This is a genomic window from Zavarzinella sp. (assembly GCA_041399155.1).
In the GTDB taxonomy this organism is placed as follows: Bacteria; Planctomycetota; Planctomycetia; order Gemmatales; family Gemmataceae; genus JAWKTI01.
The window spans coordinates 871,274-897,340 of record JAWKTI010000002.1; the positions used below are offsets into that span (position 1 = coordinate 871,274).

Below are 26,067 nucleotides of genomic sequence, written 5' to 3' on the forward strand. Positions count from 1 at the left end.
AATTACGCAACACTCTCTCGCAAAATGGTTATTTCCTCAGAATCGTCTTAGGGATACAGATTTACTGTAGTCATTGAGCTATTAATGAAAAAAGATGAAATTATTCCCATTTTCATCTTATTTTAACCCTTATTCGGTTTTAATGAGTTTTTAGAGACACCAGAGGAGAATATCAATGATCCTGACCAAACGTTCATTTGTTGATCACCCCACTAAAGCGGTACGTGGGGCATTTACCTTGCTGGAAGTGCTGGTCGTGGTGACCATCATCATGATTCTGGCATCGTTTGCCACGGTGGCAACGTTCAAGGTGCTGGAAGATAACAAATACACCACCGCGAATGTGCAGTCAGAAACTTGGGCAAAGGCTGTTTCTCAGTTTATCGTGAAAAACCAGGCCAATCCAGACAACCTAGAACAAGTGGCCACCTACATCAGTGGCGATGAACGTTCCTTGGTGAACCCCTGGAACAACCCCTACACCATGACGATTGAAGATACCGAAGAAGGGCCAGTAATTTACATCAGTTCCGATTCACCAAAAGGTCCTATTCAGGTGATGAGAAGATAAGCCGGTAACAGAATAATGCTGATTTCACGCACCATTACTCCCGAAAATCAACTGCGTTCCGGCTTTACCGTGCTGGAATTGCTTGCAGTAATGGCGTTAATTCTCATTCTGGGTGCGGTGGCGATCCCCACGTTGGATGCGTTGTATGGTGATGTGCCACAAAAGGCAGCAGCAGACAAATTGCGTGAAATGTTCGCCGAGGCACGAAGTCGTGCCATTGAAGATGGCCGAGTCTACCGTCTGGGGATCAAGCTGGATCAGGGTGATTACCGTATCGCACCTGATAACGAGATGTACTGGTTAGGCGGGGATGAAGGTGCTTCCGATGATACGGGAGTCCCACCGTTAATTCGTGAAGGGGTGCTGGAAAAAGGGATTACATTCTCCGTCAGCGGGATGAACAGTGCTGAAACTGAATGGTTTCCGGTAGTACTGTTTAATCCGGATGGTTCCTGTTCTGATGATCGTGAAATCATGTTGATGGCCAAAAAAGCCGCACCGGTCGTGCTGCAGATACGTGCCTTAACCGGAGTCATTCAGGTTGTTGATACCAGGCAGCAGCTACAGCAAAGTGGTACGGGAGCAATTCCATAATGCGTCTGCACCACCCCCAGCAACGGGAAGCTTTTTCGCTGATCGAAGTGATCGTGGCTACCGCAATCTTTTTGTTGTCACTGGTCGCAATCAGTAGTCTGGTGGATTTCGGCACCGACCGTGCCGTTGAAGTGCGTGCTCAAAGCCTTGGCACCCGCCTGTGTCAGAGCAAACTGAACGAGTTTGCTGCCGGCGTGGAATTGCTGGAAAATGCCGCCTCCGGTGGCAGCTTTGAAGAAGAGCCGAACTGGAGCTGGGAAGCCGAAGTGGTTCAGGAAGGTGCCCCGAATCTCTATCGCGTGACCATCATCGTCACTGGGGTCTCGCCAGAGATACCCACTGGTCAGATGGAAGTGCAGATGACCCGCTTTATATATGATCCGGCAATGAAAGGCCGCCTCAGTGGGAATTCAACAACAGATGAATCGACCACATCTGGTAGTACTTCAGGGAGTTGATGATGTTACTGCACCGCCAAACCCGAAGTGCCTACACCTTACTCGAAGTAATCGTGGCGAGTGCCCTGGCGCTAATTCTGATGGGCGCCTTGTATGTGGCTCTGGATGTGCAGTTACGTCTGGCAAACGCGGGCCGGGATGCACTTGATGAAGCAATTCTTACTCGGGCGTTAGTGCAGCGGATCGAAAACGATCTGAATGCCGCTCTGACACCTGTTGCACCACCCAAAGAAAGCGAAGAAGACCCACTGGCAGGGATATTGCTTGATGAAACAATTCCGGTGATCGCAGGCGTGGTGGGAAGTGTTGATACTCTGGTGATCTACGTTGCCAAACCCACGACGGGGCGTGTCACGGTCAACTATTCTGTCGAAAATGCGGAAAATATGGCCGACATTCGCAGAATTGTATACTGGATGGCACCCACGGGCTTGGCCAGACAGGAAGTCCCCTGGGTAACTTCAGAAGTATATTCCTCTTCCACCGAACCAGTAATTCTGGATGACCGTGGAGAAGATGCCTATGTGATTGCCCAGGAAGTGACTGAAATCAGCTTTGAATACTTTGATGGCTCTGCCTGGACCGATTACTGGGACGGTGCGGTGCTGGATGAAGATGGCTTGACACCGATCGGCCCACCAGCAGCGATTCGTATTCGTATGTTTGTGTTGGTAGCAGGCCCACAGATTGGGCAGAAAATTGAAAAAGAAGTGGTCCATGTGGTCGCACTGAGCACTGCACCCGGACCTTCAGCCAGTGCCCTGGATCCATTGGGTATGGAAGAAGCAGTTCCTTAATTTGTGAAGTTGTGATGTTGTTACAGAGAGACCCCCATGACCGGAATGCTCCCAGACACGGCTATGTGTTATTAGCGGTGCTGTCCGTGATTGTGGTGCTGACCTTGGCAGCTTTTCAATACAGCGACCTGATGCAGGCAGAAAGCGTTGCAGCAGATCGTCTGCGAAAAGCCACCGAAGCGAAGGCATATGCCGATTCCGGCATCCATTATGCAATGGCATTTTTGTCCGATCGGGATTCGTTCTTAAATACTTTGGGATCTAATCCTTACGATAACCCCACATTTTTTGAGGCGATCACTCTGACCGAAGGCCCATCCCCACGTGGGACGGGGATGTTTTCTCTGTACACACCGGATTACTCTGCCGATGCCAGCACTGGTGGGCAGCTACCAATGCGCTTTGGCGTGACTGACGAAGCCAGCAAGATCAATATCAACGCTTTATTTGACCTAGATTCCACAGGAAGACTGCTTCACGACACACTGATGAAGTTACCTGGGATGACCGATGAAATTGCCTACTCGATTGTGGATTGGCTGGACCCAGACGACCTGGAACAACCAGGTGGGGCAGAACGGCCGCATTATACAGGACTGGAACCTCCATATTCGCCAAAGAATGGCCCACTGTCGACATTAGAAGAGCTGTTATTTGTAAAGGGAGTGACGAAAGATCTATTGTTTGGGACCGATCTCAATCGGAACGGCCGCACCGATGCTGGAGAAGATGGTGCAAACGGTTTCAGCCCAGGTTGGGCGGCTTACCTGACAGTTTACAGTAGAGAAAAGAATGTCGATAACGAAGGGAACGCACGCATCAACATTAATGGCAACGATCTTGCAACACTGCAAACCGATTTGATTGAAGCAGTGGGTGAGGATGTTGCCACGCACATTCTGGCGTATCGACTCTATGGTGCGAACCCACCCCAGCAAAGCGGAAAAGGCCAAAGTATTACGCAAACTCAGGCAAACTACATGGCCATCAAGTTGATCGTTGATAAAGCAATTGCCGATCAGCAGCAGGGACGCAACAGAATCTCCTCGTTGTTCGCACTATATCAAGGTGGGATTTATGTTCCTTATGCAGGCGCTGACCAGAATGGTCGACCAGTGAATATCACCTTTTACAAGGAATCTTTCCTGGCTGATCCAGGTTACGCAGCCGAGATACTGCCATTAATGCTGGACAAGCTGACGACACAGAATGCGACTGATCTGCCTGCCCGGATTAATGTGAACACTGCCCCACGCGAAGTGCTGCTGGCATTACCAAGCATTACTGAAGAAGATGTCGACGCGATCCTGTCGGTGCGACCAGTTTTCTCCGGTGGGGAATCAGTAAGCGTTGATTACGATACTCCCGCCTGGTTGATTACACAGGCCAGCCTGCCCCCTCAGGTGGTACAGGCAATGGATCGTTATATTACCGCACGTTCCAGTGTTTTTCGCCTGCAATCGATCGGCTATTTTGCAGAAGGTGGTCCCATTGCCCGCGTGGAAGCAGTAATTGATACAAACAACGGTTTACCAAGAATTCTGTATTATCGGGATTTAACCGAAATGAGCCGTAGTCTGGATCCAAGGATTGTTCCATAAGTTGAATGTATCAATCAGGACGATTGTGGGTCGTGTTTCATGATTCATTCATGAAGTGGTCTGAAAATAGAATGTAAGCCCAATCCTGGGAGGTTTGTGTGTCCAGATTCATCATCCTCGATATCGATCAGCAGCATGTGCACGTGGTCAGCGGGCAGGCAAAGGGTAAAATGGCCTCGGCCAACATTGCCATTACTGCAACCTTTTCCAGCACGGATGACACCACCTACCAACTTGGGAAGCAGTTGCGGGAGATTCTGAAGACCCACCGCATTGCTGCTGCACCAGTGATCGTCGTGGTGGGCCGCGATAAAGTGGTTGTCAAGGATTTGAAAATCCCTCCGGCAGAAGCCCACGATGAACCGAATCTGGTCAAGTTTCAGGCCACACGGGAATTGAATGAAGCACCCGATTCCGTGATCCTGGATTATACCACCCAGACCAGGCTCGATGCAGATGGACAGCGAAAGGTGCTGGTCAGTGTCTTGCGGAAAGATTCGCTGAAATACTGGAAGGCGATCTGCGCTGCTGCCGGGCTGGAACTCGCAGGGATTACCTTGCGACCCTATGCATTGCAGGCTGCGGCTAGCCATGCGATTGCTACCGGAGAAATCACCGCACCGGAAAACAAGTTTGCTTCCCACGCGGTCATTGCACGTGGGGAAAGCTGGGGCGAACTGATCATCTGTCGCGACGGTGAGGTCGTTTTCACCAGATTACTGCCAGCACTGGCGTTACAATCGGAAAATGGACTACTGGGTGAGATCCGGCGTAACGTTGCTGTCTATAACGCATCGGCACGGCAACAACCCGTTGAAGCGATCTATGTTGCCGAAGCCTCAGGCAGTATTGCTTCGTGGGGTGGTCGACTCGCGAGTGGATTGGATATTCCGGTCCAGGTCTTTAATCCATTGGCGAATGTCCCCAATGACATTGTCCCACAGGAATATGGCCGGTTTGCTGGGCTGGTGGGTGGTCTGGCACTTCGGGCTGCCAGCTCAAAGTTGCCGATTAACTTTGTTACCCCACGCAAAGCCACTGTAAAAAAAGATCCTTCCCAGATCAAATTGAAGTATCTGGCTTTTGCAATCATCGGATTCGTTTTTCTGGCACTGGTGGGTGGTGCGATTTATGCCAGCACGCTGAAATCAGAAGTAGAGCGATTGCAAAAGAAGGTTGCTGGCCTAGACGAGGACTTGAAGAAACTGGAACTGGACAAGAAAAAACTGGATATTCTGAAGGATTGGAGCAGTAGCCGAGTCTGTTGGCTGGATGAACTTTACGATATGACCGCGCGGTTGCCCGATCCAAAGCAGGGTTACCTGGACACGATAACCTTTGCTACCCGCGCACCTGAGAAAAACGCCAAAGTGCGTTACACTGGCACCGTAGACATGAAGATCTACAGCACCTCGGAAAAAGGGCTGACTACGCTGAGCTCCAGCCTGCGTGGTGATGTGAATGCACGTTACCGCAATGTGATTATTCAATCTGCCAGCCGGGGTGTTGCCCGGGGCAACCGGGGAGTCATGCAGACATTAAAAATGGATGTCAAGGCGATCCCGCAGGACAAGTTTAGTGCAGTAATCAACGCAAGTGTGCCTGAAAAACCAGGCGCCACCCCACCGAAAACGGATACTCAGGGAACTCGCGGGCGGTTTTCCAGTCGCACTCCGGGTGGGGAAAGTCGACCCGCTGGTTCGGGAACCGTCCCAGCTGGTACCACGCAACCAGCAGAAAAGAAAGACGATAATGCCAATGTTGCCCCATCGGGAGAACAACGCTAATGACTCAACGTGAAAAAACCCTCTCGATCATTCTGTTGGGTGCAATGCTTTTCTTCGTGGGCGGGGCACTGGGATATTTTGTGGTCCTGTCACCCATCATGGAAAGCAAAGCACAGATCAAAAAGCTGAATTCGGATATTGAAGACAAAGAGCTGGCACAGGAAAAGATCTACGCACAGCAGCGACAAATGAAGGCACTGACAGAACAATCGCTGCCAAACGATGTTCCCAAGTTTCGTGGGATTTACAGTGAGTTTCTTGCACGGCTTTTCCGGCAGGCAAACTTCGAAACGGGTACCGTGCGGATTATCAGCAAAGATCCTGATGAAAAATCGGCCCCAAAGATACCCACGACGAAAAAATATGCCTACACCCGCCTTATTTATGAAGTGGCTGCACAGGGTGATCTCTACCACCTGGTGGATTTTATGCAGATGTTTTACGGTCAGCCGGTGCTGCACAACATCACCAAACTGACAGTATCCCGTCCATCGGAAGCAAAGCTGCAGTCATCACGTGAGTTGACCATTAGCATGACGGTGGAAGCACTGGTGATGGATGGTGCCCCCAATCGGCCAACACTGTTTCCATTACCGTCCGCGCCTGCATTACTGGCTGGTGGTGGGGTGGCGAATGTGGGAATCACCAGTCATTCTGTGACATCTGTCGGCCCAGGTGCCCCGCAACCAATTCAGACGATTCTGGCCTCGCCTTCCCGCCCCTATCTGGCAGTGGCTGGTGCCAACCCGTTTTATGGTCCCCCGCCAAAACCAGAGCCACCTAAACCGGAAGAAAAGAAAACCACACCGCCTCCGCCACCACCGGAACCATCTCCGGATGAAACACCTTACGTCTATATCACCAGTATCATTGGTGATGATGCGGGGCTGACAATCGCTTCACTGTGGGATCGGGCGAACAACTACCACTATTCGGTAGTGAAAGAACCAAGCGGAAATATCTATGTGGAAAGCTACTTTATGTTTGAAGGTAGTCGAAGTACTCTTCACAAGACCAGCCGCGAAATCGTCGTGGGAAGCACCAAAGGGCTGAACATGCGTCGTTTCCGGGTCTGGCAGGTCAATGACGATTCTTTGTTGCTGGAAGAAATTGAACAGATTCCTGCGGATGTAAAAGAATTGCCAAAACTTCCCGCACAATCATTTGTTGCGGGTGGGCTTGCTCAGGCAAATATCCCCACAGGTCGCGTGGGTTTGATGACGCTGGATGAGCCGCTCAGCAACCTGAAAAAGGTCTGGAGTATGGACATTCCTGAAATGATCTACCCACGGTCCAGCGCCCTGCCACCGCTGAAGTCCAGTGGTCGCTGAGCAGTCAGTTGAAAAAAAGATTGCTTTCAAGCCCCAGTTTCACACAATATGCTTTTCATCAGAACCTTCTAGAGAATAGCGATGCCGATCAAGTTTCGTTGTGTTTATTGCGACAAACTTTTAGGAATTGCCACCAGAAAAGCGGGTACCACTGTTGATTGTCCGCAGTGTTCCAATGCTTTAATCGTCCCCACGCCACTACCAGACTCAGTGGATAAAGATGATGAGACGGTAAAAAAACTCTTTGAAGACGATATCGATGAACTGTTGCAGGAAGACCCCAGTGAAGAAACCCCCTCGTTACAGGCAGGTGGGCCGAAAACAACAAAGCCTGCGGTGGCACCTCAACCCGCACCGATTACAGCACCGTTGCCAGTGAAGGAATCTGGTGAGGATTTAACCATCAGCAAAAGTCTGGCCATTGTGATGATGGTACTGTTTGCGTTGTTGCTGTTAGGTGCCTTTATCAGTGGCTTCTTTTTTGCCCGCTCGGGTACGTAGAGCAGGGTTCAATATTTTGAGTTCATTTTGATTGAATTACTATCGGCGACAAATATTTAATGCTGTTGATAGCTACAGGAAATTCATGAATCAGGCTGACGTGATTATTAATTGAATTTGGCCCTGAAGGGGCCATTCTGTCAGCCCAGGGTGAGCGAAGCGAGCACTGGGTATGTCGTACAAAAATCATCGGCCCTGAAGGGGCCGTTCAAGTGTGAAATGATGAACTAAAGCATTTTGATGTTGAAAACAGATCCATTTTGAACGGCCCCTTCAGGGCCGCAGGTATGGTAATTTCTTTTCCCAGGGCTCGCTTCGCTCACCCTGGGCTGACCCTTCAGGGCCAAAAACTATATTCGTTAAACAGCCTGGATCACAATTAGTCGAAACCAGCTCTAATTTTCAATAAACCAGTTTTCGAGAGGTGGCACCAGCTTCCAATTGAGCTGTTACCTGTCAATCATTTCTTCTTCGGTGGGTTCTTTTTCTTCTGTGCTGGCAGATCAGAAAATGGTGGCTTGTCAAACGCATCCTGTAATCGCGGATCGCTGTTTACTTTCAAGATTTCATCGAGCTGAGCAGCCAGTTTCGCTTTTGCTGCCTGATGTGCTGGATCACTAGCCACATTTTTGATCTGGTGCGGGTCTGTTTTCAGGTCGAATAACTCTTCTAATGGTCTTTTGGCAAACGCATAATCAAAATGCCATTTCCATTCCGGCTTGTTGCCGTTCAGCACCAGCCAGGCTTTGGCGGGGCTGGCATCCATATCGGCGTAGGCACGATAGGTATCGTTTTCCAACTGATCCCATGAGGGTGGGAGGTCTCCCTTTGCAGCCACCCCCATTGGCCAGCGATCTGGCTTGAAATTACGGATATACAGATAATCGGCGGTGCGAATCGCTCGCTGGGGATAGGGCATGTTATCATCGCGAGTGAAGGCAACGTGCCGTTCACGACCTGTCAACATCCATGAACGGTCAGGATCGACCTGCCCGGATTTCGTGGATTGCAGCACCGCCACAATACTTTTGCCGTTGATATCTTTGAAAGCAGCAGTTTGCGACAATTCCAGAAAGGTGGGGCATAAATCGATCAGCGAAACGAAATCATCGACCACCCGATTACCAGGGACCTTTGGTCCGGAAACCACAAGACTGACGGCAGTTCCGAAATCGTAGAGATTGCATTTTCCGCCAGGAAAGCCAGGGGCACCGTGGTCTCCACTGATCACAATGATTGTGTTTTCCAGTTCGCCACGACGCTTCAATTCTTCGATATGCACGCCGATTCCTGCATCCCAAGCCTGGATTTCACCCAGATAGTCCGCAAAATCTTCCCGGATTTCGGGCACATCTGGCAGAAAAGGCGGGAGTTTGCCTTTCAATGCTTCTGGATCGATCTTCCAGAGGGCCTTGCCGGAGCCTTTCACCCATTTTCGGTGCACGTTAGTGGGGCCAAACCAGTAGAAAAACGGTTTTTTCTCTTCGCGAGCATCCAGAAACGATTTGAAGTTCCCACCCACTTCCTGATAAAGTTCCTGCTTTGCCTGCTCCAGGGGAGTGCCACCTGCCACCATTTTGGTCACATTTTGTGAGAAAGTATTAAAACGCCCACCCGATTTCTGATAGGCAAAGCGATTCCCACCGAACGGTGCATCTGCGGGAGTGCCTGGGCTCCACACTTTGTACGATTTGCCAATATGGTAGCCGTTTTGTTGTATTGGCAGGGGGAATGACGGCAGACCTTCATCCCACACCGCCCCCTGTAGAATGGCAGCAGTGTTGGTGCGGAAAAAGTAGCGGCCAGTCAGCAGCGAACTACGACATGGCGTGCAGGACGGTGCGTTCACATACGCATTGGTGAACAGCACTCCCTGTTTTGCAATGGCATCAATGTTCGGCGTGCGGATAACTGAGTTGGGTCCCGGTTTTGCTTCCGTTTTCGCATAACAACTGGCGTATTTCCCCCAGTCATCTGCAAAGCAGAAGAGAATATTTGGCCGTTCCGCCCCAGCGACAGGTGGCAGGCAGCCCAGTACGAACAGCCAGATCCAGAGAGGTTTTTTCATTTTATCTCGACCTTGTTTGTTTCAAACTTTCCCAAACGGTTTGGGAAGACATGGACGCAGTTAGTGTAACAGATGTGAAAAGAAAAATGAACCGTTATAAGTAGTCATTTTGAAACGAACGCGTTTTTATGTATGACCTCCAATTTCTCAGCACCAAAATTAGATCAGAAACCAAGCAATCTCCTATGGAAAGCACTATCAAGCGCCACAACGCAGGCCGCTTATAGTATAATTCGATTTGTATACGTACTGTTTACAGGATTTTGCGATGTTCCCACACAAGTTCGTAACCGTCGCTTTTTTATCATTCTGTTTCACTTCTATTGGACAAGAAAAGAAAATTGAAAAAGCCCCATTCCTGATTTATGCCCCGAAAGCTCCCGGCGATTTCACTGAATTGCAACGGCTGACACACAATTCAGAATATCTGGAATATATCGTCGAACTGAATGCAACCAGTGTCGTTTCTAACCAGCATTTTATCGATACGAAAAAGCTGGACATGGAAGCGATTCACCGTGCGTTAGTAGACGCGCGGAACAACAGGCCTAATCGGATATTGAAGCAAAAAGTTCATTTTTCATTGAATTATTACAATCAAGAATTTGTTTCAGATGATGTCAGATCGCTTCTAAGAAAGTCTATGATTGGTCTGGGAGTTGATGTGGGTTTTGAAAATTGCAGTTGTATCAGTTTCGTAACCCGAGATACGTCAGCATGGAAAAAGCGAATTGCTTTTCACAAAGCGTACCAAACAGTTGGTCCAGAACAGGAAAAAGAACCAGGCATTGGCAATAAACATGTTACAGCATTTACAGTCTTAACAGAATACAGCAAGCAACTACATGATGGATCTGATTGCGTCGTAAAATTTAACGAACCGTTTGGGGAAGAATGGGATGGAACACTTAACGCGGAACAGATCCAGGCTGTTGAAAAGGCAGTACGTTTAGCTGATGTGAAAACCAAGCAGTATATCACTTTCTGGATTGTATCTCGTTATGCAAGCAATAAAGCTCAACAGAATTTTAGTGACAATACAGTCCCTAGCTTACTTAAAAAACTTGGTTTCGCAAGTTCTGCGATCATAACCAGCCATTGAACCATTACTCTGATTGATTGGTGTGCTTGAATCAGTTTCTTAAGTAAATGCGGCGCTGGCAAAACTAACGCTTTCAAACCCATCAGCATGCACGAAGCGGTGGTAATTCAGAATCTTACCGGTGCGGGCTCTGGCGGCTTCCAATGCCACGTATGTGGGGGGTAGTCCGCAAATTCTTCGACAATCTTCTTCTTCCGCAATCACTCGAAAGTAACCATCGGTGTCAGCCACTTCCAGCCGATGCAGTAATTTTTCATCCTGCGTTCGACTGTGCAGCAACTGCTCGTCAGAAACCAAGTCCGGGTCATCAAACTTCGGTCCGATGTGGGCAAGATCCCCACTGATCAGGTAAACTACGTTACCACCAGCTTCCTGTTCTGCTTGTCGCAATGCCTGAATCATTCGGAAAACATCGTCCTGGTCGCGTGGGGTGGCTTTTCGCTCAACACAATCGAAAAACGATCCCACCAGTAGTGGGACAATCCGAATCGGTTTTCGCAACTGATACAGGTACTGTAACATCACCACTTCGAGCTCGATGGAATGTTCTGGCACGTGGGCAAACGGATCATCAAACAGGCCATCCCCAAAATGTTCGACGATCGAATTAATGTACTGCTGATCGGCAGGCACCGTGCCAAACGGGGTGATAAAGTTCTGCCTCGATAATGTGAATCGGTGGGATGAATAGTGGGATGTTGCCACGATTACAAAAATATCGGCTGTGGTGCGTTCCACCAATTCCTTAAACCCATGTCCGTAAGTGGTACCACCACGCTGATAGTCCATGTGGGGCACCAGCACTGCACGCACCGCACCTTCCTCGTCGACTCTGCAGCCCGATTCGGCTGGTAAGCCTGGCCCATGGCTGCCACCAAAGAGTTTTTTCAGCTGTTTTGCGGCTTTATCGGGGTCTGCATCGTAAACGCCCAGGCACGCAGGTGGGCGGTCTGCCTGAGTAATGCGATTTCTCAGTGCGGGAGTGTCTAAAAATGTTGCCTGTTCGAGTCCAACTAAAATATTCTGAATGGTTTCTAATGGTACTTCCTGGCCTTCAAATAATTTGGAGGCTTCCGCACGAATCTGGTTGATATTTTTCTTGCCATCGATCAGACGAACAATATCGAACGCTGCACGAGATAGCTGCATCGCAGAACCGATGCGAAAATCGTCCAGAAGCACCACTTTGCCTGGCTCATCTGCCAAAACGGGCCGCAAACCAGGCCGAAGTACCGGAATAGAATCCAACAGCATTGCTCACCATCCGTGACAATTATTAACACCGTGCTATATAACCGCAATAGCATCGAGCCGAGTGTGGGACGCAACGGGAGAAGTCACGTGGGCATTTGCAATTAAAAATTTTCCAACAAAGGTCAAACACCCATGACATTGTAGCCACAATCGACAAAAAGCGTATGCCCGGTCACGGCGCTGGCCAAATCGCTGCACAGAAAGAGCGTGGCATTTGCCACTTCGTCTGGTGCAATCGCGCGTGGCAATGGGGATCGAGCTGCAGCGTAGGTAATCGAATCGTTGAAATCGGAGCGAATCGATCGTGCTGCACGCGAAGCGTATGGACCTGCAGAAATCAGGTTCACACGAATATTTCGTTTGCCCAGGTTGCTTGCCAGTTGGGCAGCATCAATCTGCAGGGCAGCTTTCGCAGTGCTCATTCCACCACCATAATAGGGCACGACGCGAGTGCCACCTAGGTAAGTCAGGCCGACAGCACAGCCACCCCCGGGTCGATTTTCCATATGAGGTGCAGCTGCACGCAGCATCGAAGTGAGGGAGTAGGCACTAATCCCAAGTGCTTCAAAATATGCCGAGCGGCTTGTTTCGACCATCGGCTTCATAATTTCACGGCTGAAGGCGATGGAATGAATCACGATATCGATGCCACCAAAATCTGCGGCACAGGCATCAACCACTTCTTTGATGGCATAGAAGGGGAACTTGTTATAACGTTTGTCGTTGCGGGTGGCTTCATCTACATCGTCCATCGTGTCGAACTTGGCATCGCACGCATAAACCTTTTCCGCTTTCAATTCCCCACCGGTATAAGGCAGTATGCGGGATTCCGCATCCATTTCCCGTGTCAGGAAGCTTTCTACAATCCCCACCACGCGAGGGTGGCAGGCAAGTGCAATGCGTGCACCGGCAGCCTGCAAGGTTTTTGAAATATACCAGGCGAAACTGTCGTTATCACCCACACCAAAGATGAGGGCAACCTTGCCACTCAAATCAATCGGTACCATATCTGTCTGGCTCCGTAATGCTTTATCGCAATTCTGTTTTCTAAAATACGTCCTAACCCACTGTTTTAGGAACTAGTTGGAAAAAAGCATGTTTTGGGTGCTGTGGCAGGTTCCGATCAAATATGAAGTTCAAGTGATCGCATTTTGATCCTGGATTCTGGCCTTTTTTCAGTTTGCCGCGAAGACTACCTGGGTGATGACCCAGCAAAACGAAAAACAGAAATAGAGCCAGAACAATTGATCGAAACCATCAGCAATTTGTTTAGAAGGCTATTTAGAAATTGTTGGGCGAATATTCGATCAAGAAATGAAATCAACCGGGAAAAAACCGGAAATCACGTTACTTCACTTCAAACTCGGCATCCATCACATCATCGCCTTTCGCAGCACCGCCTGCACCTGCGTTACCAGCATCTGCATTGCCTGCATTGGCCTGTACTGCTGCACCCATTGCCTGAATGGCCTGTTCCAGTTCGCCCATGCCAGAACGAATTGCAGCCACATCCTCTGCGTCTTTCGCTTTGCGAAGTTTTTCAATCGCGGCTTTGATGGGTGCCTTGTCGGCATCACCCAGCTTATCGCCTGCTTCAGTCATGGTTTTTTCAGCCATGTGAATCATCGATTCCGCTTTGTTCTTTTCTTCGATAAACTCGCGTTTCTTCTTATCGTCTTCGGCATGCAGTTCCGCATCGCGTTTCATCTTTTCGATTTCGTCTTCGCTCAGACCCGAAGAATTCTCAATGCGAATGTTCGACTGCTTGCCGGATGCCTTGTCTACCGCGGTAACACTCAGCACGCCGTTGGCATCCAGATCGAAGGTCACTTCGATCTGTGGCACACCACGTGGGGCGGGGGCGATTCCTTCCAGGTGGAAGTCGCCAATTTTCTTGTTGTACTGGGTCAGTTGCCGTTCCCCCTGGAATACCTGAATCTGCACACCGGGCTGATTATCCGCAGCCGTGGTATACGTCTGGGTTTCCTTGGTGGGAATGGTTTTGTTGCGTGGAATCAGCACGCTCATCACGCCACCTTCGGTTTCGATACCCAAAGAAAGCGGAGTCACATCCAGCAGCACAATGCTCGATTCGCTGCCCAACAGTAACTGTGCACCCTGAATTGCGGCACCAATGGCAACCACTTCATCCGGATTCACACCTTTGTGGCCTTCTTTGCCGAAGATTTCCTTCACCAGTTGCTGCACGCGGGGCATCCGTGTCATCCCACCGACCAGCACCACTTCGTCAATCTGGTTGGGCTTCAAGTTCGCATCTTTCAGTGCGGCAAGTACCGGCGTTTTGCAACGTTCAATCAACGGTTCCACCATTCGTTCAAATTCCGAACGAGAGAGTGTCTTTTGAATGTGCTTCGGTCCAGTGGCTGGGTCCATCGTAATAAACGGCAAGTTCAAATCAGCAGTCGACTGACTGGAAAGGTCTTTCTTCAGGCGTTCTGCAGCTTCTTTAATCCGCTGCAGTGCTGCCGCATCTTTCCGCAGGTCGATGCTGGTTTCTTTCTGAAACTCATCGCACACCCACTCGATCAGCACATCATCGAAATTATCGCCCCCCAGGTGGGTATCACCGTTGGTCGATTTCACCTGGAAGGTGCCTTCATCGTCGATATCCAGAATCGAAATATCGAATGTACCACCACCCAGGTCGAAAACGGCAATCTTCTGATTCTTTTTCTTGTCGAATGCATACGCCAGCGAAGCCGCGGTGGGCTCGTTGATAATCCGCATACGCTGCTTCGATTTCGTCTTGGTCTTGGGATCTTCGATTTCCCATTCCGTATCGAAACCAGCAATCGCTGCAGCATCAATTGTAGCCTGGCGCTGGGCATCGTTAAAGTATGCTGGCACGGTAATAATTGCTTTACGAACCGTGTGCCCAAGGTAAGATTCGGCTGCTTCTTTCAGTTTGCGAAGCACAATCGCCGAAACTTCTGGTGGGGTGAACGGCTTACCGTCGATTTCCACTTTCACCAGATCGTTTTTGTTGCCAACGATTTTGTAAGGGACCAGTTTTTCTTCCTGTTCCACTTCCAGGTGCCGACGACCCATGAACCGCTTGATCGAATAGATTGTGCGGTGGGGATTCAGTGACGCCTGACGCTTCGCGGGATTGCCCACGAGACGCTCGCCTTTGTCTGTGAATGCCACCACGCTGGGGGTGATCCGATCACCTTCCTGATTGGCGATGACTTTCACTTCGCCGTTTTCTTCCATCACTGCGACGCAGGAATTGGTGGTTCCCAAGTCGATTCCGATAATTTTATCTTTGGCCATAATCATCTCCCTCCTACTCTGTTGCAAGAATGTATAGCAATTACAGTGCCAATTAGAAATATTATTCGCAAACGTTTACCTAATAAGAACTTAAGAAGAAATTATTTTCAGGGAATGAATTTCGATGTTCTACAGGCACTGCCATTTTGACAGGAATAATGTACATATATACACTTTTACTGTCATTTTGTCAGTAACTACTGGTGGGAAATTATTCCTGCTTAGTTCAGGCACTATTGCACCAGGATTGTGGGACAAAGTTAAATATTTTGAACGATTTTGCCATTTTCGCAAACTTTTTTACCTGTTCGCTCGTTTATCAATTAACGTATGGTTTGGGAATTATTTCTCTGGTAGAATGTTCCCAACGGTGGTGATTACGAATGACAAGGAGTGAGTGAGATGAAAATGACAGTAGCATCGGCAATTGCTGTGCTCTTTACTGCCACATCTGCATTTTCGCAATTTCCACCACCCCCGCCGCCTCCGCCACCGATCATTCAGCCGATACAACCCGGTTTTCAACCTGGATTTGAATTGCCTCCAGGGGAATTTCAGCCCGGTGAATTGGAAACAGTCCCAGATTTCCGCAATTGGTTGCAATCGCGATTAGCGAATGGAAAAACAGAACCGGGGGACCTGGATCAACAGAAACAGGAAACTTTACAGCAGTTACTAAAGCAACTGAAAGATCAGCACAACATCGGGCCGGACCAGATCAAAGATATCATCAAAAACAACAAGAAATTTCAGGATCCGGAATTTCTGAAGAAAGTTGAAGCTCTCACCAAATCAAAAGATTTTCCGAACAATATTCAAAACCTGCTGAAAAAGCAGAATGACCTGCAACCACCTAAAATCGATAATCCTGACCAGTTGAAACAGCAATTGGATCAAGTGCTGAAACAACAGCCGAAAGATGTTAAGAATCCTGTCGATCCAGACGTGAGCCTGCCCACTCCGGAAGAGAAGCCAAAGACAGGCCGCGAAAAGATGATGAAGTGGTTGCAGGAACAGATGAAAGACTCCCCACAATCGCAGCAGATGATAGAAGACTTATTCAATGAATTGGGCAAATCGAGCGATTTCGACATTCTGAAAGAATTACCCGAACTCCAGAACGGTGCCTGGAAAGATCTGCTGCAATCGGGCGAATCCACCGCAGAAGACATCATCAAAGACATTGATGGTGGGGAAGGCTTTTTCAGCAAATGGAAGTTTAACTTTCGCTGGGGTTCAGGTGGAGGCGGCGGTGGTGGGGGCTGGAATATTGGTGGAGGCGGCGGAGGTGGCGGCAGTGTGGGTGCCCCGGAAGGCAGTACACTGACAAATGTGATTCTGCCAATTTTTGGCTTGATTGGTGTGGCTTTTATCGCCTATCTTTTGCATCGGCGATGGCGAGAACAGACCCGTCAGGCAGAATTGCTGCAAGCTTCATTGGTGTTTCCTGTTGATTATTTCAACATTCGAACTCGTGAGGACCTGGTTCGTGTTTTTGATGACTATTGCGTAAAAACACTGGGTGCCGAATCCTTACACTGGAACCATCACGTGCTGTTATCGCATCTGGATCAGAAGACGTTGCTGAAAGAGGAGTTAGCGTTACTGGGTCGATTGTACGAGAAGGCACGTTACGCACCGCTGAACGAAGAAATGACTGCTAGTGAGTTGCATGTGGCAGAGGAATGTATGCACCAATTGTCCCGAGGTGCCTCTATATGAGAATGCCCAGATTCCTGATCTTTACTGTGTTTTTCCTGGGTCTGTGCCTGCCCACAGCAAATGCACAGGAAAAACCACTGCCCGCTTATGGCACGGAAATTTTTCGTTTTCTGCTGCACCTGAATGGGGTCAATCCGATCTCATCGTTTCAGGAATATCGTGAAAATCCTCAACCACAGAACACGATTATTGTCTGCCACGGTGATACTGATTGGCTGAATACGATGGGTGAGGACTTTGTGGCCCAGTTTATCAAAGCAGGTGGGGCCATTGTGATTGCATCAGAAAATCCCCCAAGCCGTTTTCCCAATCTGCGAATCCCTGGCTGGAATGAGTCGTTGGGAATTACGATCAGCAATCAATATGTGGAATCGCCTAATGAATCCTGTTATCATCAGTTGGGTTATCAGCCATACCTGGTGCCAATGTGGAAGTTCGCCAAAGTAACGCCTGGCACCCCACATGAGTTGTTTACGGAAACAAATAATCAGGGTGAACTATCACGAGTGCCCAGCGTGGGGCCAAACGCAATTGCAACTTCTGGGCCTGTTGATCTGCTGATCTATCAACAGCCTACCCACCGCACACTACAGACAGCTGTGTTGTCGAAGTATCCTGCAAAATCGTTCTATTTTCTGAATAACAACCGCATGGCACCTTTACTACAAAGTAACAGTTCTTTGGTAGTTTCCGATACTGATTCCGGTGGTTTTCTGTTGCTGTTTGGTAGCCGTTCGCTTACCGATAATTCGATGCTGAAAGGCACGCCGGATCCCAATCAACCACAGGACATTGTGTTTGATAATGGCAATCTCGGTTTTCAGGAACGTCTGGCGAAACTGTTAAAAACTGGATCTGGTGGCAACCGGACCAAATGTCTCTTTGTGGAAGAAGGGCGAGTGATCGATAAATTTGCGGTCCCGCAAATTTCGCCCAATCCAGACGATTTTGATCCTTCGATGATCCCACCGAGCTTGTTATTGAAGATTGCTGATGCAGTGACGGAACCAATTGCGAATTTTGTCGAAGAGAAGCAGATTCCTGATCGCATCACGAATCGAATCGTCCCCACCCGGTGGGTGCGGAAGCTTCTGATCTGGGGCATGATTTTATTGCTGGTAGGATTCATCCTGAAGTGGCTTGGGGTCGTCGGTAAACAACCTCTGTCACTCAGTCTGGCATCGTTAAAGGCCTATCGGCGAAAAGCAAACCGGATCAACCCAGTGTTAGATCGTGCTCGCGAACAGTTGGATAGCCAGAACTTTTATGATGCTGCCCGTCTGCGGGTTCGTTACCACCTGGATATCATGGGTGGGGAGCCGAAATATGATCTACAGATGCCCGAATTACTGATTGCCAGCGATGCCCGCGACCGGAAAGAACTACATGCAAAGATCAGCGAGTTTTGGGAACTTGCTTACGGTACTGAAACGTTTGAGATTTCACCAGAGCATTGGGACCGTTTGAATGACGACCTCGAACGAATCATGCGTCTGGCACAACGGGGTTTCTGGACCTTTGCCCGCTGACGATTATTTTCAATTGCTTGGCATAACGATGTCGATTCATATACTTTCCAGAAGTTGTCCTGGTTATCAAAACACTCGCAGCGATCCTTTCCAGATGAATGTTCGAAATTCAAAACTGCTGCAGAAGAATGATGTTTTGATAGCAAAACTACACAACAACTCTGAATTACTACCACGAACAAAGTTGAGTGATACCCACAATGATTCCAGCTGCAACTGAATCGGCCAAAGAACTGGCAGCGAAAGGACGTCAACTAGCAACACAGGTCACCCAGGAAATTGGGCGTACGGTTGTGGGTATGGACCACGTCACCCACCAGTTGCTCATCGCAATGATCGCAGGTGGGCATGTGCTTCTGGAAGGTGTCCCTGGGGTTGCCAAAACAACCCTCTCAAAAGCATTTGCTCGGTTGTTAGGGTGCCAGTTTTCACGCGTTCAGTTTACTCCAGACCTCTTACCTTCAGATGTCACCGGGACATCAATCCTCGATCGCACGAAAAACGAGTTTGTCCTGAGAAAAGGCCCAATTTTCTGTCAGGTGCTGCTTGCTGACGAGATTAACCGGGCACCTGCGAAAACTCAGTCGGCTTTGCTGGAAGCGATGCAGGAAATGCAGGTGACGGTGGAAGGCACCACTCTGCGATTACCAGAACCATTTCTGGTGCTGGCCACCCAGAACCCCGTTGAACAGGAAGGTGTGTACCGCTTGCCCGAAGCTCAGCTCGACCGATTTCTTTTGAAAATAGAAATGGGTTATCCCGGACATGATGCCGAAGTGCACATGCTGAAGGTGCACAGCCATGCGATTCCGGAACAGCAGCCAATTTTTAACCCCGACACCATTATTCAGATGCAGTCGGTGTTGAATCAGGTATATGGTGCAGAAGAATTACTGCACTACATTGTTGACTTGTGTGAAGAGAGCCGCAAACATCCTGATCTGCTGCTGGGTGCCAGCCCACGTGCTGCACTGTGTCTGTTGCGGTCCGCAAGAGCTCGGGCGGTATTGGAAGGTCGGTATTATTTCACCCACGAAGATGTACAGGAAATTGCCATCCCTGTCCTTGGCCACCGGCTGATCATGAAGCCTGAAGCAGAAGTGGAAGGCCGATCCGTTGCCGATGTGGTGAGGGATCTGCTGGCTGCGGTGCCTGTTCTGGAAGTTGCCGCATAATCCAGAGGGAACCATGCTGACCAAACGTGGCAGAAATCTGCTCTTTTTTCTGTTACTCTTTCTCTTTTTCGGCATCATCATGACCAAAAAATTTGGTTATGGTCTCTTTCTGATTGCCAGTATCTCGCTGGGTTGGTTTCTGTTGGAATGGTTGCAATTTCTTTTTCAGGCGGTCTATGTACTGCCTCGCCTGAGAATCAAACGAACAATTCAGGATGGCGATCACCACCTGCCAGTGTTGTGGTCGAATCTGGAATGTGATGTGGTGATTACCATTAATGGTGCTTCTGGCCATTTGCCCCACCTGCAAGTGGAAGAGATTGTGCCGCAAACTCTGACGATAGTCGATGGTAAACCAGTTCAGTTGGCTGCACTGCCCAAAGGTGGAACATTCTTCCTGACTTATCGAGTGAAGCACGAAGCTCCCGGTGTGATGCACTTTGAAGGTATTCGTCTGAAAGTAATTGACCACCAGGGTTTCTTTTATCGCAAGAAGTTTCATCGCGAGCCAGTCGAGTATCTGGTGCTACCACGTTTAGCAGGTTACGAATCGAATCAACGCACTGGGAAACGCCACAACATTTTTCCGCCACCAGGGATGCACCGCCTGCACCGTCCCGGTGGTGGCAGCGAGTTACTGGATTTGCGGGATTACATTCCTGGCGACCCGCCTAAAACGATTGCCTGGAAGCCATCGGCACGCAAGGATAAGTTGATCACAAAAGAGTTCGAAACAGAAATCCCACTGCGTGTGACCCTCTTTCTGGATGCTTCCGATGCCATGCGAGTGGGCCACCCGAAAAAATTGCCGATCCATCGTTTAGCAAACCTGGGCACGGCAGTAGCAGAAGCGGCGAATTTGCGTCGGGATCATGTGGGTTTGGTGACTTTCCATGCTGATGGTCATGCTGTTGTGCGGCCTGGCCGGAGTCGCACACACCTGATGGATTTGTTGCGGATTCTGGCAAAAATGTGTGGGCAGACAACTCCCACCAGCACCGTGAACGATGCGAGCTTACTGGCAAAATTTGCCTATCCGGTTGCATGTGACCTGTACCCGGATCTGATGGATCCAGCCAACAATACCCTACCACGCGGGATGTTCTGGAAGCCAATTTCGGACAGCAATCTGCGGTGGGTGGCGTTGCTGCTGCTCACCCCATCAGTCTTCATGTTTTTCTGGCTTGTAACGGTTTTCGTTACATTCAGTATCGACCAGGTGGGCCCCACCATTTGGACATTGAAAACGTTATTGCCACTGTTTAAAGATATGGGTATCCTGGGCACCCTGAAGCTGTTTGCGGTGATCTCAGGAATTGGAAATATATCCGCGTTTCTGTTGTGGTTCGTTTATGGTCTGACGGGTTTTCTGCAGAGTCACCGTACGCCGCTGATCTATCGCAAACAACTGGCTTTGTTGTTTGCCCAGTTGGATCAGGCTCCAGCAGGGACAGAATTGCAATATCAGTGGAATGATGAACTGTTTGCACGACGAGCATCCCGATTTTTAACGGATCACCGCGTACGCCACCCAATCAGACTGCATGATGATGAAGGAAATTATCTCTACTACCAGCCTTCGAAATTGGACCATTTGTGCGAACAGCTAAACAGAGCAGTCGGCCTGGCAAGAGATAATGAATTATTTGTCATCGTGGTTGATTTACTGGAATATGGGTCCAATCTCTCAAAACTGATCAAATCAGTTCAGGTGGCAATCGCCCGGCGTCATCAGGTGATCATTATTCAACCCTGGTCAGCGGATATTGACCTGCCACAAAAGCAGATGTCAAAACAGCTGCCAATTCCCGCCGAACCTGCACTGAAATACGAACGCTACGGACTGGAAGCGATTCACGAGCAGGTTATGCAGGACATCGACGATTTGTCCAGTATTGCCTATGTGCGAGTTGTGCGTGAACTTGGCCGAGTGGGTGCCACGGTAGTGCGTGCAGATGAAACAGAACCGATTCACTTAATCCTCACACGACTGGAGAAATTACGTTCCGGTGGGAGGAAATGGTGACCATGGCCGTCAAAAGCATTCGAACCGTCAAGAAAGTAAAGAAGAAATCAGAATTCTTTGAAAATCTCAAGCAGCCTGCTTCGTTAAACTATCTTCTGGTGGCCGTGGTAGGATTTGTCATTTTTGCGTTTGTATTATCATCGCGCGGTAACGATCTGGTGATGCTTTTGTGCGGTGTCCTCGCCATAGCAGGATTGTTGCTCCGCTGGTCCTATGTCCCAATCGTGATCATGTTTTTTACAACCTATGTGTATTTTGATCCGGGACTCCAGGGGCTGATTTCACTGATTAGTTTCGACAGATGGTCAAAAAACTACTCGGCCACAAATTATTTTGAGTGGGATATGCTGGTGGCCGGAATAGCCTTCGTAGCCTACCTGATGGGACATTTTCGCTTTATCTCACTGACTCAGCATTGGATGCCAGAAGATGTGAATCCATGGGCAAATCCGAATTCGGAAAAAATCAAACGCCCATTCTCGCTGGCCACAGCAGAAGAATTAAAAAATGCTTTGCAGACACTTTTTCTGGGTGCGGCGATTGGGACATTGGCCTGTTGGCTGATTGTCCGATTTCACCCCACATACTGGAATCAGGTTCTCAGCCCGGCGGGTTCTTTGTTTTTAACAGGATTACTCCTGGTGACGATCTTTTTTGGTCTGGGGACAGCACTGTTGCAATACCTGCACTGGCAGAGAATGTCTGTAGCAGAGGCGCGGATGATTCTTCGAGACACTGCTTACCATGAAGTGCGAAGGGAAACCAACCGCCAGTTTCGCTGGATCACCTGGTATCGCAACAAACAAAAACGAAAAAATAACAAGTGAGGCAGACAATGTTTTACATCCGTGAGATAATGGGGTGGGGCCTGATGGCGTGTAGTGGCTGGTGCATTTACTACGCCTATTTTGTTTTGCTGAAACAACCGATTCCACGGGTAATTGCCTCGGTAATGCTGACCGTGGTAGCACTCGTCGTTTTTCGTGGGGCAATCCATTTGTTGAAAACTTCGGTTGCTGCCCGACTGGCAAAACTCCCACCAGATATGCCTGCCAACACGGGGTATCGACCATCGCCGAAAGTAGAAAAATCACGCAAACCAGTGATTCCTGGAAAAGTAGCCCGCTCATAGCCTTTGCTCGCAAAAGTAGAGCTGTGATCATTTTCCAAAAGATTCAGCGAATTCAGTCGGGTCACCTCACTACAATAACTGTTTACGTAAAAAAATTGACCACCAATGGCAGAAAAGACCTTTAGTTTCGTTAGTCTGGGGTGTCCCAAAAACACCGTCGATTCGGAACGGATGTTAGGAAAATTAGTTCAGGATGGCTACAAGCTGGTTCCCGATGCGATGGGAGCAGATGTAGTCATCATTAATACCTGTGGCTTCATTGAATCAGCACGGCAGGAATCTCTGCAGGTGATTAATGAAATGCTCGACCGCAAGCGAGCGGGTGAATTCCGCTCTGTGGTGGTGGCAGGCTGCCTGGCAGAACGACAGCGGGATATGTTGCTGGAAACCGTGCCGGAAGTGGATCAGATTCTTGGTGTCTTCAGTCGTGAAGAGATTGTACAGGCTGTAGACCGTGCCCACCTGAACGTGGTAGAACAACGCAGTCTTTTCCGGCCAGCACCGGTTCGTGCCTTAGAAGATACTTCCCGCCTGCGGATCACCCCACGTCATTATGCTTATCTGAAAATTTCAGAGGGCTGCGACCGCTTATGTACGTTCTGTGCAATACCAAAAATGCGTGGCAAGCATATTACCAAGCCGATGGAGGAAGTGGTTCGCGAAGCGAAAGAACTGGCGCAGGACGGAGTGCGGGAACTGATCATCGTGGCACAGGACAGCACCTACTATGGTATGGACCTGTATGGCAAAACGCGTTTGCATGAATTATTGCAACAGTTGGACCAATTAGATGGTATCCAATGGATACGCCTGCTCTATGCCTATCCAGAGCACGTCACTGATGCCTTGCTATCAACTCTGGCGAAAGCGAAAAAAATTATTCCCTATGTGGATATGCCATTACAGCACATTAATGATCGTGTGCTGAAGCGGATGCAACGCCGGGTAAAGCGGGATTCGACGGTCGACTTGATTCAGAGATGGCGAAAGGCGGTCCCCGGCTTAACATTCCGCACCACTTTTATCGTGGGATTCCCTGGTGAAACCGATTCCGAGTTCCAGGAATTGTGCGATTTTGTTCAGGAATCTGCTTTCGAACGTGCTGGTGTCTTCACTTATTCTCTCGAATCAGATACTCCCGCAGCCAAACTGGACGGCCATTTGACCGAAGAGGTGAAGCAGGAACGCTATCACCGACTGATGGAGATCCAGCAACAGGTCGCTTTTGCCTGGAGTGAACGTCAACTGAATCGTGAAATTGATGTGATCATCGATGGACCAGATCCTGAAATCCCCAATTATTATCAGGCGAGAAGTCACGCGGATGCACCGGAAATTGACGGCCTGATCCGACTAAAAGGCAAAAATCTGCGAGCTGGCGACCTGATCCGGGCCAAAGTTACTTCTGCCGATGGATACGATCTGTCAGCACGTGCAATTGGCAATCCTTTCTGATGATATGGTGTTATGGCAAGTATCTGGAACTTCCCCAATATTCTGACCATCAGCCGAATCCCACTGAGTGGTGTGCTGTTTGCCACGATCCACTATGGTTATTGGCAGATCAGTTTGTTGCTGTTTGCACTGGCATCATTTACCGACTGGCTTGATGGCTGGTGGGCCAGAAAATTCAATCAACTGACTGTTTTCGGACGCACTTTTGACCCACTGATTGACAAAATCATGGTGGGTGGGGTGTTTATTTTTCTGATTCCAGTTTCTGCTGCCAAAATGGCACCCTGGATGGTGGCTACCATTATCGGTCGCGAGATTCTGGTCACTGGAATTCGTGGTTACGTGGAAACTCTGGGGAAAAAGTTTGGCGCTGACTGGTTCGGCAAACTCAAAATGCTGTTGCAATGTATTTTGATACTTTTATTCCTGGTATTGATGGCTGGCAAAGATTTCGCCCTGTTCGCACGCCTTGCCTCCAGTGTTTTTGTCGTTTACGAAATACTGCTGTACATCACCATTGCTGTCACGGTTCTCAGTGGAGTGCAGTATTGCTGGAAAGCCAGTAAACTGGTTCAGGGTGTGGAACCGTTTGCAAAATAATTCGGTCTGTGATTTATCGTTGTTTGTAACTGATGATATGTTCGAGCTGATAATCTGAACGAAAACCACCAGAAACCGGAATCCATTCGTGGGCTTTGTCGATGCCGTTCTCTGAAAACCAGACGGAATAATTTTGAAACCAACGATTATTCTGAATAAGTGTGGCAGGAATTTCGAAGCAGGCGTTACCCAGCCCGGGGTCTACCTCGACCCACCCAATCCGTGGCAAATAGACTTCGGCCCATGTATGAATGTTGGTATAGTCTGCTCTCACTTTTTGAAGCTGGCTGGTCACACCATCCGGAGCATACAGATTCAAACCCCACACAGTGCGATAGGGAATCCCAAGGCTGGCGGTCATCTGTTGCAGTACGGATGACTGGTGCCCACAGTGCCCACATCGGTTTTGCATGATGCTGTCAATATCATCAAAATTGAACCTTACGCTGGCATCATAACGAAGATTGGTTTTGATCCAGTCACACAGTAGGGTGACTGTTTGTGCCGGTGAATTGTTTGCCTGCAACTTTTTGGCGATTTGTACAACATCAGGATGAAGTTTATCCTTCACTTTGACATCGATGACCGCTGTCTTGTCAGCTTGTGTGCGGAGGAGTTCTTTCCAGTTGTTTGGTGTCGCCAACAGATTCAACGACCTTTTCGGTGATGGAATCGTCATGGTTGTTGTAAATTCCAGATTTTCCCCTGCTTTCAACGTACCAGGCGTCTGCCATAACACGTAAACGCTGTTTGTGGCAGCATGAATCTGCTGTTTACCACTTTTTGGCTCCAGCAGATACTTGCTGCTCGCACCGTGCTTCAACGCACGATTCTGCCAGGGACGCACCGTCGGCAGTGCATGATACACTCGCAGGTTACTGACTTGTTTTCCTGCGGGTACAACCAACTTTGTGGTCATCGTCACTTCGAATGTAGTAGCCGGATTCAGTTGAATTGCTTTTGATAATGTTTGGGCGTGGGCTGTCAGTACCATGTTCAGGAAAATAGAACAGACGATCGTACTTTTGATCATGCGTGTTGAAATGAACTGATTGAGCATGGAAATTTCT

At 49.0% G+C, this 26,067-nt stretch carries 22 protein-coding genes; 17 read left to right on the forward strand and 5 right to left on the reverse strand.

Features of this window, described 5'->3' with window-relative positions; translation table 11 throughout:
- Positions 1 to 175: 175 nt before the first annotated feature.
- The 8 genes from R3B84_13620 (at position 176) to R3B84_13655 (ending at position 7,640) form a co-directional block, all read left to right on the forward strand.
- Entirely contained in the window at positions 176 to 571 is a 396-nt protein-coding gene (locus R3B84_13620; GenBank protein MEZ6141605.1) for a prepilin-type N-terminal cleavage/methylation domain-containing protein, read from the forward strand.
- A 15-nt stretch (positions 572 to 586) separates the two neighbouring features.
- Positions 587 to 1,165: a prepilin-type N-terminal cleavage/methylation domain-containing protein gene (locus R3B84_13625; GenBank protein MEZ6141606.1), complete on the forward strand. Its 579-nt coding sequence runs from the start codon at positions 587 to 589 to the stop codon at positions 1,163 to 1,165.
- The gene (locus tag R3B84_13630; GenBank protein MEZ6141607.1) at positions 1,165 to 1,623 is read left to right on the forward strand and encodes a hypothetical protein; all 459 of its coding nucleotides are present in this window, start codon (positions 1,165 to 1,167) and stop codon (positions 1,621 to 1,623) included. The genes R3B84_13625 and R3B84_13630 overlap by 1 nt, the downstream gene beginning before the upstream one ends.
- Positions 1,624 to 1,625: 2 nt before the next feature.
- On the forward strand, positions 1,626 to 2,420 hold the full coding sequence (locus R3B84_13635) for a prepilin-type N-terminal cleavage/methylation domain-containing protein (GenBank protein ID MEZ6141608.1): 795 nt from the start codon (positions 1,626 to 1,628) through the stop codon (positions 2,418 to 2,420).
- Between the two features lie 14 nt (positions 2,421 to 2,434).
- On the forward strand, positions 2,435 to 4,021 hold the full coding sequence (locus R3B84_13640; GenBank protein MEZ6141609.1) for a type II secretion system protein GspK: 1,587 nt from the start codon (positions 2,435 to 2,437) through the stop codon (positions 4,019 to 4,021).
- A 98-nt stretch (positions 4,022 to 4,119) separates the two neighbouring features.
- Positions 4,120 to 5,808 (forward strand): pilus assembly protein PilM, encoded by a 1,689-nt coding sequence (pilM, locus tag R3B84_13645; protein ID MEZ6141610.1) that lies wholly within the window; start codon positions 4,120 to 4,122, stop codon positions 5,806 to 5,808.
- On the forward strand, positions 5,808 to 7,139 hold the full coding sequence (locus R3B84_13650; GenBank protein ID MEZ6141611.1) for a hypothetical protein: 1,332 nt from the start codon (positions 5,808 to 5,810) through the stop codon (positions 7,137 to 7,139). Before pilM ends, R3B84_13650 begins: the two co-directional genes overlap by 1 nt.
- An 81-nt stretch (positions 7,140 to 7,220) precedes the next feature.
- A complete protein-coding gene (locus tag R3B84_13655) occupies positions 7,221 to 7,640 on the forward strand; it encodes a hypothetical protein (protein MEZ6141612.1) in 420 nt (139 codons plus the stop codon).
- A gap of 460 nt (positions 7,641 to 8,100) precedes the next feature.
- Here the strand turns inward: R3B84_13655 and R3B84_13660 are convergent, their stop codons facing one another.
- Positions 8,101 to 9,708, reverse strand: a complete 1,608-nt coding sequence (locus R3B84_13660) for a sulfatase (GenBank protein ID MEZ6141613.1) — start codon at positions 9,706 to 9,708, stop codon at positions 8,101 to 8,103.
- A gap of 268 nt (positions 9,709 to 9,976) precedes the next feature.
- Here R3B84_13660 and R3B84_13665 point away from each other — a divergent pair, with 268 nt between their 5' ends.
- The gene (locus R3B84_13665; GenBank protein MEZ6141614.1) at positions 9,977 to 10,810 is read left to right on the forward strand and encodes a hypothetical protein; all 834 of its coding nucleotides are present in this window, start codon (positions 9,977 to 9,979) and stop codon (positions 10,808 to 10,810) included.
- A 39-nt stretch (positions 10,811 to 10,849) separates the two neighbouring features.
- Here the strand turns inward: R3B84_13665 and amrB are convergent, their stop codons facing one another.
- From amrB to dnaK, 3 genes are all read right to left on the reverse strand, one after another.
- Positions 10,850 to 12,064, reverse strand: coding sequence for an AmmeMemoRadiSam system protein B (gene amrB / locus R3B84_13670; protein ID MEZ6141615.1), 1,215 nt, complete (start codon positions 12,062 to 12,064; stop codon positions 10,850 to 10,852).
- 122 nt (positions 12,065 to 12,186) lie between these two features.
- Positions 12,187 to 13,071, reverse strand: a complete 885-nt coding sequence (locus R3B84_13675) for an SDR family oxidoreductase (protein ID MEZ6141616.1) — start codon at positions 13,069 to 13,071, stop codon at positions 12,187 to 12,189.
- Between the two features lie 340 nt (positions 13,072 to 13,411).
- Positions 13,412 to 15,358, reverse strand: coding sequence for a molecular chaperone DnaK (gene dnaK / locus R3B84_13680; GenBank protein ID MEZ6141617.1), 1,947 nt, complete (start codon positions 15,356 to 15,358; stop codon positions 13,412 to 13,414).
- A 402-nt stretch (positions 15,359 to 15,760) separates the two neighbouring features.
- On the opposite strand from dnaK, the gene R3B84_13685 reads away from it, so the two are divergent.
- The 8 genes from R3B84_13685 (at position 15,761) to pgsA (ending at position 24,997) form a co-directional block, all read left to right on the forward strand.
- Positions 15,761 to 17,080, forward strand: coding sequence for a hypothetical protein (locus R3B84_13685; protein ID MEZ6141618.1), 1,320 nt, complete (start codon positions 15,761 to 15,763; stop codon positions 17,078 to 17,080).
- Positions 17,077 to 18,609 (forward strand): hypothetical protein, encoded by a 1,533-nt coding sequence (locus R3B84_13690; protein ID MEZ6141619.1) that lies wholly within the window; start codon positions 17,077 to 17,079, stop codon positions 18,607 to 18,609. Before R3B84_13685 ends, R3B84_13690 begins: the two co-directional genes overlap by 4 nt.
- A gap of 200 nt (positions 18,610 to 18,809) precedes the next feature.
- A complete protein-coding gene (locus R3B84_13695) occupies positions 18,810 to 19,784 on the forward strand; it encodes a MoxR family ATPase (GenBank protein ID MEZ6141620.1) in 975 nt (324 codons plus the stop codon).
- Between the two features lie 13 nt (positions 19,785 to 19,797).
- Positions 19,798 to 21,810, forward strand: a complete 2,013-nt coding sequence (locus R3B84_13700; protein MEZ6141621.1) for a DUF58 domain-containing protein — start codon at positions 19,798 to 19,800, stop codon at positions 21,808 to 21,810.
- 2 nt (positions 21,811 to 21,812) lie between these two features.
- The gene (locus R3B84_13705) at positions 21,813 to 22,637 is read left to right on the forward strand and encodes a hypothetical protein (protein ID MEZ6141622.1); all 825 of its coding nucleotides are present in this window, start codon (positions 21,813 to 21,815) and stop codon (positions 22,635 to 22,637) included.
- Between the two features lie 8 nt (positions 22,638 to 22,645).
- On the forward strand, positions 22,646 to 22,942 hold the full coding sequence (locus R3B84_13710; GenBank protein ID MEZ6141623.1) for a hypothetical protein: 297 nt from the start codon (positions 22,646 to 22,648) through the stop codon (positions 22,940 to 22,942).
- Positions 22,943 to 23,047: 105 nt separating this feature from the next.
- Complete coding sequence (rimO, locus tag R3B84_13715) at positions 23,048 to 24,397, forward strand: 30S ribosomal protein S12 methylthiotransferase RimO (GenBank protein MEZ6141624.1); 1,350 nt, start codon at positions 23,048 to 23,050, stop codon at positions 24,395 to 24,397.
- Between the two features lie 12 nt (positions 24,398 to 24,409).
- On the forward strand, positions 24,410 to 24,997 hold the full coding sequence (pgsA, locus tag R3B84_13720; protein MEZ6141625.1) for a CDP-diacylglycerol--glycerol-3-phosphate 3-phosphatidyltransferase: 588 nt from the start codon (positions 24,410 to 24,412) through the stop codon (positions 24,995 to 24,997).
- Between the two features lie 13 nt (positions 24,998 to 25,010).
- Here the strand turns inward: pgsA and R3B84_13725 are convergent, their stop codons facing one another.
- Complete coding sequence (locus tag R3B84_13725) at positions 25,011 to 26,057, reverse strand: transglutaminase-like domain-containing protein (protein MEZ6141626.1); 1,047 nt, start codon at positions 26,055 to 26,057, stop codon at positions 25,011 to 25,013.
- Positions 26,058 to 26,067: the final 10 nt, after the last annotated feature.

What these genes read in the sequence shown, in the direction of transcription:
- R3B84_13650 (MEZ6141611.1), top strand. Translation starts at nt 5,808, where the DNA reads ATGACTCAACGTGAAAAAACCCTCTCGATCATTCTGTTGGGTGCAATG.
- R3B84_13690 (MEZ6141619.1), top strand. Translation starts at nt 17,077, where the DNA reads ATGAGAATGCCCAGATTCCTGATCTTTACTGTGTTTTTCCTGGGTCTG.
- pgsA (MEZ6141625.1), top strand. Translation starts at nt 24,410, where the DNA reads ATGGCAAGTATCTGGAACTTCCCCAATATTCTGACCATCAGCCGAATC.
- R3B84_13635 (MEZ6141608.1), top strand. Translation starts at nt 1,626, where the DNA reads ATGTTACTGCACCGCCAAACCCGAAGTGCCTACACCTTACTCGAAGTA.
- R3B84_13685 (MEZ6141618.1), top strand. Translation starts at nt 15,761, where the DNA reads ATGAAAATGACAGTAGCATCGGCAATTGCTGTGCTCTTTACTGCCACA.
- R3B84_13675 (MEZ6141616.1), bottom strand. Translation starts at nt 13,071, where the DNA reads ATGGTACCGATTGATTTGAGTGGCAAGGTTGCCCTCATCTTTGGTGTG.
- rimO (MEZ6141624.1), top strand. Translation starts at nt 23,048, where the DNA reads ATGGCAGAAAAGACCTTTAGTTTCGTTAGTCTGGGGTGTCCCAAAAAC.
- R3B84_13695 (MEZ6141620.1), top strand. Translation starts at nt 18,810, where the DNA reads ATGATTCCAGCTGCAACTGAATCGGCCAAAGAACTGGCAGCGAAAGGA.
- R3B84_13700 (MEZ6141621.1), top strand. Translation starts at nt 19,798, where the DNA reads ATGCTGACCAAACGTGGCAGAAATCTGCTCTTTTTTCTGTTACTCTTT.
- amrB (MEZ6141615.1), bottom strand. Translation starts at nt 12,064, where the DNA reads ATGCTGTTGGATTCTATTCCGGTACTTCGGCCTGGTTTGCGGCCCGTT.
- R3B84_13665 (MEZ6141614.1), top strand. Translation starts at nt 9,977, where the DNA reads ATGTTCCCACACAAGTTCGTAACCGTCGCTTTTTTATCATTCTGTTTC.
- R3B84_13630 (MEZ6141607.1), top strand. Translation starts at nt 1,165, where the DNA reads ATGCGTCTGCACCACCCCCAGCAACGGGAAGCTTTTTCGCTGATCGAA.
- R3B84_13710 (MEZ6141623.1), top strand. Translation starts at nt 22,646, where the DNA reads ATGTTTTACATCCGTGAGATAATGGGGTGGGGCCTGATGGCGTGTAGT.
- R3B84_13705 (MEZ6141622.1), top strand. Translation starts at nt 21,813, where the DNA reads ATGGCCGTCAAAAGCATTCGAACCGTCAAGAAAGTAAAGAAGAAATCA.
- R3B84_13625 (MEZ6141606.1), top strand. Translation starts at nt 587, where the DNA reads ATGCTGATTTCACGCACCATTACTCCCGAAAATCAACTGCGTTCCGGC.
- R3B84_13660 (MEZ6141613.1), bottom strand. Translation starts at nt 9,708, where the DNA reads ATGAAAAAACCTCTCTGGATCTGGCTGTTCGTACTGGGCTGCCTGCCA.
- R3B84_13640 (MEZ6141609.1), top strand. Translation starts at nt 2,435, where the DNA reads ATGTTGTTACAGAGAGACCCCCATGACCGGAATGCTCCCAGACACGGC.
- R3B84_13620 (MEZ6141605.1), top strand. Translation starts at nt 176, where the DNA reads ATGATCCTGACCAAACGTTCATTTGTTGATCACCCCACTAAAGCGGTA.
- R3B84_13655 (MEZ6141612.1), top strand. Translation starts at nt 7,221, where the DNA reads ATGCCGATCAAGTTTCGTTGTGTTTATTGCGACAAACTTTTAGGAATT.
- R3B84_13725 (MEZ6141626.1), bottom strand. Translation starts at nt 26,057, where the DNA reads ATGCTCAATCAGTTCATTTCAACACGCATGATCAAAAGTACGATCGTC.
- dnaK (MEZ6141617.1), bottom strand. Translation starts at nt 15,358, where the DNA reads ATGGCCAAAGATAAAATTATCGGAATCGACTTGGGAACCACCAATTCC.